We start from the raw sequence: 13,814 nt of genomic DNA, 5'->3' as shown, positions 1-13,814 counted from the left end.
TGTAAAAACTGTTCAATAGGCTTTTCGTTTGAAGGTTAATAATCAGGATAAAATACATCGCCGAAATAACAAAAAAAAACACAAATCTCCAAACGTTAAATTTTTTTGTTGATTTGTTTAATTTGGCGATTAATTTCTTTTACGAGTTTTTCTTTAAATTTGTTATAGTTTGTTGCTTTTTCTTTAAACGCTTTTTCGGTTTTTTGTGCAAGATCGTAAAGCCCCGTAGCTTCCATTGTACCCACAATACCTTTCAGAGAGTGAAGCATCCGTGCAACTTCCTCGTCATCTCCTTTTTCCGACAATTGATTAATTTTCTTCTCAAAATCAGAATAATCATGACAAAAACCTTTCAGCAGTCTCCTATATAAATCGGAACGCCCGCCCATACGACGGATACCAGCCTGAACATCCAATCCTTCAATTTTAGGAAATTTGTACTCCCGTCCTTTTTCCGAATGAGTCAGGGTCTTTCCTGAATCCTCCGGTTCTCCGAAAACCAACCGGTAAATAACCCTGAAAAGATCATCGGGATCAATGGGTTTACCCACCAGCCCGGTCATTCCGGCCTGAAGACATTGTGATTCCACGTCGCCAAGCGCTTCTGCTGTCATGGCAACCACCGGCACTTCCTCCCATCCTTCTATTCTTTTAATCCGGCGTGTTGCTGTATATCCGTTCATTCCGGGCATGTGAATATCCATCAAAATAATATCATAAGGACATTTCCCCTTGTGCTGTCCGGCCAGGTCTAAGGCATCCTGACCGCTGGCAACAACATCGGTTTTAATATTTGCCATGGCCAGTAATTCAACAGTCACTTGACGATTGGTATCATTATCTTCAACCATTAATAGTTTCAGCGGTCTCTCGTTAACAAGATAGTCACGGTAATTTCCGGTTTTCTGACCTGCTGATTGTTCGGCCATATCAATACCGCCCATGGCATCCATTAATGCGTCAAAAAGTATTGAATAATTGACAGGTTTATGCATTACCACATAAGAAAGACCGGCGCCCTCCCATTGTCTTTGAAACGCTTCTTCATGGAAAGGAGATGACATGATGATCAGGTGTTCAAAACGATCGTTATATTTTTTCAAATCTTTAACAACCTGCTTACTGTTATTCTCTATCAAAAGCCAATCTATAAACAACAACCAAAGAGGGTCATCGGGGCTAATCTCATTTAGTTTGCTAACAAGAGTACTGTAGGAACAGGTTTGCAACACTTTAAAACCAAAGTCACAAAGCATTCCCTTAATGCTCGCCGCTGTTTTGGAGTTGTGGCAGGCAATCATTGCATCATCTCCGGCTACTTCGAAGGCATGCCGCATCTGGTCTTTTTTCTGGATAAGTTGCCGGTCAATGGTGGCGGTGAAAAAGAATGTACTCCCTTTACCATATTCACTTTCTACCCATATTTCGCCATTCATCATCTGCGTAATCCGCTTACAGATGGCAAGTCCCAACCCGGAACCGCCGTATTTTCGTGTGGTAGAAACATCTGCCTGGGAAAAGGCTTTGAACAGGTTATTCTTCTGCTCCTCCTTTAATCCTATTCCTGTATCTTCAACCGCAAAAAGTAATTCGGTTTTTTCACTCCTTGTTGACTTCACCCTGATCTTAACATTGACATATCCCTTGTCGGTAAATTTCACGGCATTGTTTACAAGATTTACCAGCACCTGTTCGAGTCTCAAGGGATCGCCGACCAGACTTAAAGGTACATCAGGTGCAATGTCAAAAACCAGTTCAAGACCTTTCTCATTGGCTTTGAAAAGCACCATATCGGCCAGATTCTGAAGCACCTGTTCAAGATCAAAATCAATATATTCAAGTTCAAGCCGGCCTGCCTCAATTTTTGAGAAGTCGAGAATATCGTTGATAATTCCCAATAATGAACGTGAAGAAGACTGAATACGTTTGAGATAATCGTTCTGTTCCTGCGTTCCCGACTTTTCGAGTGCCAGGTGAGTCCAGCCGATAATGGCATTGAGCGGTGTACGTATCTCGTGACTCATCCTTGCCAGGAAATCACTTTTTGCCCGGGTAGCAGCTTCGGCTGCCTCTTTGGCCTTTTGTAATTCCCTGCCACTTTCATAACGGGCAATCATCAGTCCCATGGTTGCTGCAAATGCCTTGAAAAATGTTTTTAGTGAATCGCTCCAGCCACCCGATTTGAATTCCATGGCAAACCCAATAAATCCCCAGAACACATCGTGAACAAAAACAGGTACGAGCAGCATCGATGAAGCACCCATTTTATGAAGAAAGGATTTTTCACGTGGCGAAGCGGTATTTGATGCAATTTCCAGTTCTTTTTGCCCGCTTAACCTGAAATACCAGCCGGGATTAATGTTTTCGTATGAGAGATCAACCATATCATCACGGCGAACGGGCTCTACTGATGAACGTTCCCACTCAACAAAATGCTTAAAAAGAAGTTGGCCCGGCTCATTACGGTAATTCCTGAATGCAAAAGCCCGGTCAACTCCGGCTCCAGCCCCCAAAATCCTGAGAGCTCGCTGAAGGGCTTCTTTAAAGTTTGAACTTGCGATGAGTTCTTTTAATGCTTCGGAAACACCCTCCAAAAGACGGTCGCGCACCATAATCTCATTGACAGCTTCTTTCTGGGCCGTTGTATCTATTATAACCCCTTGAAAAGTGGTCTCACCGGTTATTTTATCGGTTACCGGAAGCCCTTTCTCATAAACCCATTTACGGTTTCCAGCCAGATCGCGGATGCGATATTCCATCTCAAATGATCGATGACTCCGAATGGCTTTGTTGAGCGTTTCCATCACTTTTGGAACATCTTCCTTCTCAATAAACGGAACAATAGATTGCCCTTCCTGGATAAAGGCGTTAATTCCCAAACCAATTATTTTCTCAACACCTCCGCTAATAAAGAGCATGGTACGCTTGTTATCGTTTCGGCAATGATAAACGATGCCCGGCACATTGGTGACGATGTTACGATAATTTTCCCGGCTGCGTTCCAGATCACGCAAAGCCTGGCGAAGCTCGGTAATATCGGTTGAAACACCACAAACCGACGTGATCTTCCCGTCACGATCCCTGATGGGAAACTTATTGGAAAGGAAAATACGGCGCGAATTTCCCGATGGAAAGAACTCTTCTTTCTGAATGGAACGGCCTGCTCTTAGGACTTCTTCGTCATTTTTTCGCTGCAAGGCAGCAATATCTTCAGGGAAAATCTCACCGTCCGTGTGGCCAATCAATCGATGGGCCTCGAGCCCGAGTGTCTCCTCCATGGGCTGATTAATCAGGGTGTAATGCCCCTCCAGGTCTTTTACATATATGAGTGAAGAACTGTTGTTTATGATATCATTCAATAATTGCCGGTTGGTTTGAAGCTGCCGGTTGGCGTGTTCACGAGTCTCCTCATCGTGTCTGATTTTCCTGTAAAAAATAACAGCCAGCCATACCCCCCCAATAATGGCAAGAGACATAAAGACCCAAAGGGCCACAAAACCAATAATAACCCAGCGTTCCATGGCATTAGTCTGATAATGGCTCGCCTGCTCCCCGGCACGTTGAATGCTCCGGGAACTCTGATCCATTAACTCTTGTGCTCTTCCGATATTCTCAAGTGCACTTACCAGCTCACGCATCTCGGTTTGATAGGCGGCAAGGCTACGACGCATGCGCAGCAAAGGCCTATACGATGAAGAATTGGGTGGAACAACTCCCTCGGGAGGTATCAGACTTAAAATCCTTTTAAAGACAGCATCCACAGTCTCCGGGGAAATCTTATCTTCCGGGTAATTCCACAACTGTTTCTCAATTTCCTTCAGGTGAAGCAATTGAAACATAAGGTCATTGTACAACTCAGATTCTTCACGCCCGCTTCCCGCCGATTTTTTGTCCCATGTCAGCCGACGGGGAAACGGTTCTCTTGCCGCAGCAAAAACATCCTGAAAAAGAGAATCCATCTGTTGTTCCGCTTCACTGCGCTGTTCTTTCAATTCCATGACCAAAAGCCAGTATTCCTTATATTTTTCCAGCCAGCTATCAATGGAAGCCAGTTCATCCCGGCTTTCACTATTAAGCTGACTTTGGCGGGCATCCTGAAGGAGATTCTCTATTTCATGAGTGAGGCTGTCAACAACCAACGTGGTAGTGGTGTCACTTTTAAGCGTCAGGTTTCCAGCCTGAATCCGGGAAATATATATCTGATTTAAGAGTTGATTAACCTTTTCAGTGCTTCTTACCCAGTCTTTCAAACGGGAAATTCCCAACAGACTCGCACCCGCAACGAATACCAACAAAAACAGATTGATAAGATATCCGCCAAGTACTTTCTGACTGATGGAACCATTCGACTTAAAAAGATTTATTATTTTTTTGAGCATATAACACCCGATCAGGTTTCTTTAACAATACAAAAATGGGAAATTTTCATTAACTTATCTCCCGCCTTTAATATTTAATTTATGAGTCCACTCTTAAAAGTCTCTTTTACGAGCAGACTCATTTATGATGATTACTTGTTTAATTGAGTGCAGTATAAAAAGCGTTCAAACTGCTGATTTTTACCATTTTTACCCCTGACCCCTAAAGGGGAACTGCTAAAAAATCAGCAGTTTGAAAAAGTTCCCTTTAGGGGATTTAGGGGTCAAAAGGCTTTTTAGACTGCACTCATAATTTTTTCTTCCAAATTTCGTTTTTAATATGTTCCCTGAAACTTCTTAATTCTAAAAACTTTTTAACAACTGCGCTTATGGACAGTATTTCTACAATGGATATAGATTTTATTATATCAAAGAGCCTCTATTTACAGAGTTTATTGATGAAACTACCCGAACCTAAAATGAAAGATATTCTTGTGTCGCCACGAAAGGAATTCATTGAAACGCTTAAGTTGCGTCTGCACAAAGAATGCAACAGACAGAATTAAGCAGAACACAGAAACCTTTCAGGCTTCACCCTGTTTAGTATCTTCCCATAAAGGACCATTTACTGTGTTACGCTTGTCCAAAAATAACTCATTTATGAAACGAGCATGGCAAAAATTGTCATAATAAATCATTAGATTGTTAGCTAATGTAATAAAACTTATAACATTCTGACAACTTTAACAATTCTAACAGCCGTAACAATTAATTAAATGTAAGAAGAAACGAGCATGACAAGGTTTTGTCACAAAAGAACATGTATCAAAACCCAATCATGCGAGTTCCATCCGAGCTTAATAAATGAATTTTATACGGATGAAAAGTAAACTCCGTATTTTCGGACTTCGCAAGCCTTGTAAATGACACTCTCTGAACAGACACATGATTTGTTACAACTTTTTCCCACTTTACAGACGGGCATTATTTAAGAAGAACGATATGTAATGGAAGGCATGGAACATGGGGCCGGAAGGTTAGAAACAAACCTGGCGGAAGCAGAAAATAGTTAGCTAAAAGTAAAAGTTTCAGAAGGGCTTAGTAATCTACATCTGTATTTTGTCTGACCATATTTTTGGTGGACAACAACCCGCAGGCGGCAAAAATATCTTCTCCCCTTGAACGGCGAATGGTGGTGATCAGTCCCTTTTTATTGAGCTGATCGGCAAACCATTTCATTTTTGAATCCGAAGCCCCCCGTAACGGAGAATCCGGAATGGGATGGAACCGTATCAGGTTGATTCGACAGCGGAGGCCGTTTAGAAGTTTTGTTAACCCTCTGATATGTGCCGGGGTATCATTTACCCCGTCGAACATGATATACTCGAAAGAGATACGGCGCTGACGACCAAAATCGTATTCCCGAAGCGTTTCGATAATGGTTTCGATCGGATAGACTTGTTCGACCGGCATAAGTTGTCGCCGTTCTTCATTGAAAGGTGTATGCAGACTGATGGCCAGGTGTGCCTCACTCTCCTCTATGAAACGCCGCATGGCCGGTTCAATACCTATGGTCGAAACATTTATCCTCCGGGGGCTCCAGGCCAGCCCCCAGTCGGAGGTAAATATTTCCAGACTTTTCAGAACATTGTCGATATTATCCATGGGTTCTCCCATTCCCATATAAACCACGTTGGTCAATAATTCAGTTTCTGGCAGACTCAACACCTGGTTTACAATTTCACCGGCTGACAATTGTCCCTGAAAACCCTGTTTCCCAGTCATACAGAAAAGACATCCCATTTTACAACCAACCTGCGACGAAACACAGAGAGTATGACGGTCATCTTCAGGGATATAAGCCGATTCTATGAACAAACCTTTATGTGCCGGATAAAGGTATTTCCTGGTACCATCCGCAGAAACCTGCACTTTGGAAGGCTCAACCCGTCCTACTTCATATTTTTCTTTCAGCCTGGCTCGCCCGTTTTTTGAGAGATTGGTCATCTGATCGATATCGGTCACTCTCTTCTGGTAGAGCCACTGAGCTATTTGTCTGGCAGCAAAAGCAGGAAGACTGCTTTCTGAGGCGATGATCTTCAGCTCATTTAATGTTTTTCCAAAGAGTGGTTCCATAGACAGGCATTATTTCACAAAAGTGTCGAGACCGATATAGCCCTCGAGCGATTTCAGGTAATCGGCAGATTTAAAATGTTTTATATTTGTTTCTGCCAGTTCAATACTGGCTTTAACTTTTCGCACGACATCTTCTTCAAGATTGGGCCATTTATTCAGATATTCCCGTAAGTATTTCAGGTGCTTCTGCCACAGGGTGATATCACCGAGCTGTTTGTTCGTAAGGCGTTCATGGTACCAATCGCTGGCAAGCATATTATCGCGATCAAACAACCGGCGAATGTCGGGGTCTTCAATGCCTTTACCGTTGTAGTTGCCATAGGCCATAATATGGAGAACAGCTTTAAGCGGAGGCACGGCGCCCTCAATGCTTCCATCTTTAAAATAGCTTTCGGCCACCCATTGCTGTGCTTCTACAATGTTGTTAATACCATCCACAAAAACATCCAAATCCTGAGTTTCGGGCTTCAGCATTTCATCATTGAAAACGGAATCGGGATTTTCGAAAATTCTGCCTAAAAATGTTCTGGCAAATTTTGCTGTGATCCTGTAACCCAGTCTTGACGCAAGAACTTTTTGTCCGTTGTATTCAAAGTCCTCCAGTTTTTCCAGGTAACCATGCTCCATCAGAAATTCCGGCTGTGTCTCTTCAGAATGGAGGCGACTCCATATTTCAGGTACCAGCAGGCTGATATCGTGGTCGACCCGATAGTGAGGGCCAATATAACCTGCTGCGGAAGTAAATCCCGGATAACCGGTAAGAATAAAAGAAACCAGAGCATTGTTCAGGTCAGTAATCGGACTTAATGCATTAAACGGACCTTTGGTGAGTGCTCCTTCAGAGCCGGCTCCGGTGGTTGAAGGGGATTTACCGGTGAGACTGCAGATGAAGTCCATGAACAGTTCGGGTAGTTCCTGATAATGAATGGGATTATAAACTGCAAGCGGACGTATGCCTGGTTGAGGAGGATTATTTCGACGTCCGGCCAGCACAGCATTTACCGGATACAATACCGGCTTATCAAGAGGTATTTTCCGGAACAGGCGCGTACCCATCTCTGCAATATAATTATCACGTTGCTTGATAAGTCCCGGGCGGTTTTGGAGGTAGCGAACATTGGCCGATGGCTTCCCGTCAATAATACGGGGATGAGATGATGAAACAAAATAGGTACAATCCTTTTTCTTCACCACATCTTTGATCAGCTCTTTCATCGGCTTGGTATACTTATCAAACTCAATGGCATTATCCATTATTTCCCTGGCATCCTGCACCGTCAGCGGTTCAAAGTTTGAAATGAAGGTATTTGGCGTTGCAAGGTCTGCTTCTGCCTGTTTGTCGTATCCCCGGTGAATGGCTTCGTCGGGTCTCTGGAAAAACCTGAATTCGCAGTTATAGGTAAACTTGGCAGCCGGATAATGAAAATCAGGAGAAAGGTATTCCAACCGTGATACAGGAACAACTGTTGAAGCTGTTATATCATCTTCCATCTGTAACTTATCTGAAGCGATGTAATCCTGTCTCAATTTGAATGTTCGCCAGGCTCCTTCATTGGTAAGGCCGACCCTCAGATAACTTGCAACCAACTTTCGGTCTTTGAATTTAAGTTCATTACCATAACGGCCATCAATGATATCAACGGAGAAATATTTTCTCCATTCGTCGCCCCACTCCTGTTTGTAAAACCGTTTAACGAGGTATACCAATCCCTTGATATGATGCGGGATGCTTCGCAACCATTCATTGTATTCAGGCTTATAGCGATTAGGGGCAGGTGTCAGCAACTTAATAACCGACCCCAGCGAACGTTTGGGACTCAGGATGGGACGGTTGCGGTCGGTTTTGACATGATCCAGATAGACATCCGAATAATCTTTATTGATGATCTCTTCTACTTTTTTGAAATCATTTTCAAAGTCGGCCGTAAAAAAAGGCCCGTAGATTATGGCATCTTCGATGGACTTGGATATTTCGGATTTTCCACCTCCGGAAACCGTACATGGTTTGTGACAAAAGGTTCCTTCGGCAACAGAACCAATCAGCCGCCACGAAGGCACATAAGGATTCTTATCCATTCTTACCTTATAACCTGCAGGCAAGATGTAAGTATTTTCAGGATTAAGCCTGATGCATTGTTCCTTATTATCCCTGAACCATTTGACCTTTTGTTCTATCAGGCTGAATGCAGCATTTTCGGGTACATAGATGATATCTTTATACTTTTTGTCAACGGCGTATCCTTCGGGTTTTACCTCCATAATATCGCCGTACAATTTTATCATTTTGTCAAATGTAAGTTCATTTCCGGCAAACTGATTACGATCGGAAAACTCATCCCCCAGATTATATGTAGGAAATGCAATGGCACCACCGGCATGTTCTTCTTCCACATTTCCAAGAAGATTAGCCGCGTAGCCAATCTGGGTTTTTACTTCTTTTTTGGAATAACCATAATAATTATCGGCTATAATCGTCACGATGACACCTTCGGCAGTACGTGCCGTTATTTTGAATGCTCCCCCGTCATTATAAAGTTCATTCTCATTTTCCCAACACATGCCGTCACGTTTTTGCCTTTCCGTTGCTTCGCTCACATGCGGCAGTCCCACTTCTTTTTTCTTCAATTTGGCAAGATGGGGGGCAAGAATAACACAACCGGTATGGCCTGTCCATCCTTCCACATCCAGAGCCGAATCATTTTCAGGCAAATACGGGTCTCCGGCATTACCGAAAATTGATTCCACAAAATCAAGATTACTCACAAGATTTCCGGGCGCAAAAAAACGAATCTCCATTCTCTTTTCTTTACACCCCTCTTTAATGCAGGGTTCAACCACGGGCTTCAAAAGTAGCGAAACAAAAGTAGCTGCTTTTTGCTTCTGTGTTGATGTGAAAGGAAGTTGAAGCAATTCGCGGGGTGGTTGCAACGCTGCTTCCAAAAGTTTTGCAAAAGCAATTTTGGGGACTGCCTTTTTATCATTCGGAATCGGTAAACCTCCTTCTGCGATGTGAAAAACCCCCTTCGTGGTTCGTCTGTCACTTTTAGGATTATTAAGTATTCCCTGTTTCAGACGATAACTTTTTATGATATCCGATTCAAACTCCGGTTTGTCCGGTGGAAGCGACAAAGCTCTTGCCACACCATGGTAATCCACGATGAACGTACTGGCAGGAAGCCTGATATCCATTTTATCTTTGTAATCGGCCAGATAATTGTCCAGAAAATTCTGGATGCGCTGATCCGCCGGACACAGATATGAAGTGAGTAATCGGTTTTTCTCTTTGTAATTCTTTATCAGGTCGTTGGCCAGCTCAAGAAAAGCCATTCTTGATGCCGACCTGTAATATGGCTGTCCCATAGCGGCCAGCTTGAGATTGATGTACTCAATAATCCGCTTAGGCTTGGGAATTTCGTTGGTCCCTTTTTCACTAAAACCGAATGATTTTTTAAGATCCATATCGTTGATGTTTTGTTGTTTTACCCCAATAATTTAATGCTTTCCCGGCAATTATTCAATACCTTGTACCTGGCCAGATATTAATAAATTGTTAGATTTTTAGATGTAAAATGTAAGATACATCCTATAATGCTGAAAATATGAATTTTAAGCTAAAAAACTTGATACATAAATAATTGTTCTTAACCTGCTTTACTCAACTATTTAGTGCGCGTCTATAAAGTCATGAAAGTTTCTTACTTTAATGTGTCAGTTCAGAAAGTGCCGGTTGCAAGGCTTGCGAAGCCGCCAAAAACGGAGTTTACTTTTCGTAAATGAGTATTTTGGCGGCAAGCGTAACACAGCAAATGGTACTTTATGGACAGACACTATTTAACGGACTATTTCGCAAAGTAATCCCCGATAAAGCAACAGATTCTAAAAAACACACGGCCAAAGAAAATGTTGCGAAATAGAAAATCAAAAATATATCTCCGAAACTATATTGTCATACGCAACTCCCTTACTCAGAAGAATATCGCGAACTTCAACCACCATATTTGCATTACCACAAAGATAATATTTTCTGTCTTTAGGTAAATTCTCCTGCTCAGCCAACCATACTGTAAGCCTTCCGTTGTTTATTCCGGGAGCGTTTTCACGGGTGGCAAAACGAAGATAGTTTCCCCCCATTTTATTGAGAAACAGACCGGAAAACCAGAATTCACCAGATGTTCGGGCACCGTGAATTAACTTTTTGTTAACATGCATCCCGGATTCCGTCATACTGATAAAGGGAGCAATCCCTGTCCCCGTGGCTATCCACCATGCCGGGTCACCTGAACCCAGAAACCGCCCGAATGGTTGAGACATTAGCAGCTGGTCACCAAATTCAAGCTTTGCCATCCGGGGAGTAAAGAGACCATCGGGATTAATATCAAAAAGTATCCGGATATGATCACTTTCGACGCCACTGGCAATGCTGTACAGTCGCGGCTCCTCACTCCGGTTTAAAGCAACGGCAATAACCTGCCCGGGCGTGAAGTCGAACCTTCGTTCGGTCTCCAGCGTAAAGACCCCGGGAGCAATTTCGCTTTTGTCCGTGACCTTAACAGGAAAAAGTTCTTTTTGCATTCGCCTGACCATATAAAAAAATTATTCATCCGTATAAAATTAGTCTAAGTTATTGGTCTGATGCAACTTATTATGTTTTAATTGATTTTAGATTCTTCGCTCCGCTCAGAATGACAGACTGTCTAATGTCATTCTGAGGAGGTAACGACGAAGAATCTGTTCCCTGTTTTTGGTTTCTTAGATGATTAGAAGTTAATTATACATGTTCTTTTGTGGCAAAACGTTGCCATGCTCGTTTCATCCGTATAAAATAAGTCTAAGTCATTGGCCTGATGGAATTCGAATGAAAGATTTATACATATTCTTATTTTGTAGGAACCCTTGCCACGCTGGTTTTACCCGGTTCTTCCCCTTCTTTTTCGGTTTTTCCGTCGAAAGCACTTTCGGCATCATAGGGAAAAACATCCATCAGGGGGCTTTCGGTAATGCTTAGAACCTGAAAATCGACAACCATATCGGAAAGCCCCTTCATAAGGTGGTCGTATGCATCGCGCACATTATCTGCCATTACCAGCATTTGACTGGTCACCTTTTTTTCTTTTCCGGCATTCTCATCGATTGCCAAATGGCTAACCTTGCATTTATACCAACGATCGCCGGGAAAATCGGGAAACAGATCGCTGTAATCGGCCTTACGAATATTGGTAACCTGAAACTCACCTCTTATCATGGCCTGCATTTCCTCATGTATACGACTTTCGGCCTCAGTAAAGGAAACAGCGTCTACCAGATATGGTTCAGTTACTTTTTTCTCTTTACCGGTGTTCTCATCTACTTTTACGTATTTTACTCTGCATTCAAACCAGGTGTGCATCATTTTAGTCTGTACATTTTTGAAGTGAAAAAATATTTTGACTGGCAAAGGTAAAGAAATTTAAAGTTGAACCGTACCCGTCGAAACGAAAATGGCAGGATTGTCCGCAATAAGGATAAGTATAAATGAGTGCGGTATAAAAGCCAACCTCATGGTTATTCATAAAAATTTCTTTCAAACGCAGTGTATTCCTTTCTCTTAAAGAGCCTTCTCTTAATAAAGGCGTTGAGAAATCCCAAACCATAGCCGAACAACTGAATAAAAGCGGCAGGAACAGCCAGGAAAGCAGCTTTTAGGTGTTTGAGAGAGAAAAGTGCATCGAAGAAAAAAACAAAAAGCGGAACCAGTATAACAAAAAGGAAAAAGGGAAAAAACACCGAAAGAAGTAATGAGAGTGAAAAACCAACGACAAAAATTGAAGGAAGAATGTGTACAATTTTTGTCGTACCCGGATGACGTTCTTCCAGGTTAATTCTTGCAATGCCGGAATTAAAAACCTGTTTGAAAAACGAACGGAAATTATTACGTCGCTTGTGCCATATCCAGGCCTCGCGAAGCAGCGCGGTTTTGTACCCGGCCTCAAGCAGACGCATACTAAAATCCAGGTCTTCTCCGAAACGCATATTCGTAAATCCTTTAACAGCCTGAAACACCTCATTCCTGACGCCCAGGTTAAAGCTACGCGGATAAAACTTATCAGCCTTTTCTTTTCCTCCCCTGATTCCGCCGGTAGTCACCACACTACTCATCGCATGTCCAATGGCTTTTTGAATGGCATTAAAATCAGAATGCGGACGATCAGGCCCTCCAAAACAGTCAAAATCAGCATCTTTAACTAAAGAAGCAATCTTCTCAGTATAATCGGGTGGAAGCAGGCAATCTGAATCCAAAAAAACCAGCCATTGACCAATCGCCTCGGCGGCACCTGTATTTCGGGCAGGCCCGGGGCCGGCATTCTCCTGAAGAATATAGCGGATGGGCAACGTTTCTGACCAGTCGTCAACAATGATCTGTGACGACAAGGTGGACCCGTCCTCTACGATTATGATCTCAAAATCTTTTAGTTTCTGACGGGAAAACGATTCGAGCAATTCATCAATCTCCCGGGGTCTGTTGAAAACAGGTATAATGAAAGAAAATAATGGCATTGACGACTGTTTTGCTCAAATATAGGAAATCTTCCCGACAGTTTCACCCACCAGTAAATTACCTTTTAAAACAGGAACAATATTTGTTTGGTCAGGAGTGTGACAAAACCCGATGACATCATCAAGGCCATTTTTAGCAAGACGCTGCTTTTGAGCAGCTTTCAGGACGTAACGATAAACGTCGGGTTGTGCGGATTCCCAAAGATCGAGAGAAGCATGCACAGAATCGCAAATGGTGAAAAATTCACCCGAATCCAGCAATTTTTTAGACAAAGCCCCTGCAAAAAGTGAATCTTCAAGACTAAATTTATTTTTCCAGGCGGCACAAAGAATCACTACATCCCGTCCTTTCATGAGTAACCACTGCGAGAGGGCCGATAAATTAAGATACGAACCAATAGCTACCGCATGCGCCTTAGCAGCTTTATGAATTGCACTGGTTCCATTGGTGGTGCTGTAAACAATATCGTGCTGTTGCACGCGATCAGATGTGAAATTAAACGGTGAATTCCCGAAATCTGCAAAATCCAAAATCAAACCATCCCGTTCAGCTGCCACCAGGTGTCCCTTAGTTTTCCACTCGCGCGCCTCTTCCAGACTTCCGACAGGAATAATATGCCGAGCTCCGTTCATAAAGGCTGTACAAATAGCAGAAGTTGCTCTTAAAATATCAACGACAACCACTACTGCATCAGAATGATGAAACAGTTCGTACAACGCAGGGGAAAAACAAACCTCCAAATTATGTTTCATTAATTAACAGATTATTAGGGTGTTAAGTTGTTA

8 protein-coding genes are annotated in these 13,814 nt (G+C 42.7%); 1 reads left to right on the top strand and 7 read right to left on the bottom strand.

What is annotated here, in order from left to right:
* Nucleotides 1-95: 95 nt before the first annotated feature.
* Complete coding sequence (locus tag ATH1_RS0113330) at nt 96-4,379, bottom strand: ATP-binding protein (protein ID WP_010422622.1); 4,284 nt, start codon at nt 4,377-4,379, stop codon at nt 96-98.
* A gap of 368 nt (nt 4,380-4,747) precedes the next feature.
* Between ATH1_RS0113330 and ATH1_RS21485 the strand changes: the two genes are divergently transcribed.
* On the top strand, nt 4,748-4,924 hold the full coding sequence (locus tag ATH1_RS21485; RefSeq protein ID WP_010422621.1) for a hypothetical protein: 177 nt from the start codon (nt 4,748-4,750) through the stop codon (nt 4,922-4,924).
* Between the two features lie 532 nt (nt 4,925-5,456).
* Here ATH1_RS21485 and rlmN read toward each other — a convergent pair.
* From rlmN to ATH1_RS0113285, 6 genes are all read right to left on the bottom strand, one after another.
* On the bottom strand, nt 5,457-6,494 hold the full coding sequence (rlmN, locus tag ATH1_RS0113320) for a dual-specificity RNA methyltransferase RlmN (protein ID WP_010422620.1): 1,038 nt from the start codon (nt 6,492-6,494) through the stop codon (nt 5,457-5,459).
* 9 nt (nt 6,495-6,503) lie between these two features.
* Nucleotides 6,504-9,953 (bottom strand): PPi-type phosphoenolpyruvate carboxykinase family protein, encoded by a 3,450-nt coding sequence (locus tag ATH1_RS0113315; RefSeq protein ID WP_010422619.1) that lies wholly within the window; start codon nt 9,951-9,953, stop codon nt 6,504-6,506.
* Nucleotides 9,954-10,412: 459 nt separating this feature from the next.
* Nucleotides 10,413-11,066, bottom strand: a complete 654-nt coding sequence (locus ATH1_RS0113305; RefSeq protein WP_010422617.1) for a ferredoxin--NADP reductase — start codon at nt 11,064-11,066, stop codon at nt 10,413-10,415.
* 304 nt (nt 11,067-11,370) lie between these two features.
* The gene (locus ATH1_RS19510; RefSeq protein ID WP_010422616.1) at nt 11,371-11,883 is read right to left on the bottom strand and encodes a DUF4494 domain-containing protein; all 513 of its coding nucleotides are present in this window, start codon (nt 11,881-11,883) and stop codon (nt 11,371-11,373) included.
* 152 nt (nt 11,884-12,035) lie between these two features.
* Nucleotides 12,036-13,028 carry a glycosyltransferase family 2 protein gene (locus tag ATH1_RS0113290; RefSeq protein WP_010422614.1) on the bottom strand — a complete coding sequence of 331 codons (993 nt, stop codon included), beginning with the start codon at nt 13,026-13,028 and terminating at the stop codon, nt 12,036-12,038.
* Nucleotides 13,029-13,043: 15 nt separating this feature from the next.
* Entirely contained in the window at nt 13,044-13,781 is a 738-nt protein-coding gene (locus ATH1_RS0113285) for a 2-phosphosulfolactate phosphatase (protein ID WP_010422613.1), read from the bottom strand.
* Nucleotides 13,782-13,814: the final 33 nt, after the last annotated feature.

The sequence above is a fragment of the Anaerophaga thermohalophila DSM 12881 genome, from assembly GCF_000191885.1.
GTDB lineage: Bacteria > Bacteroidota > Bacteroidia > Bacteroidales > Marinilabiliaceae > Anaerophaga > Anaerophaga thermohalophila.
Note: the sequence above shows the minus strand (reverse complement) of the source record. Positions and strands in the feature narration are given on the sequence as shown.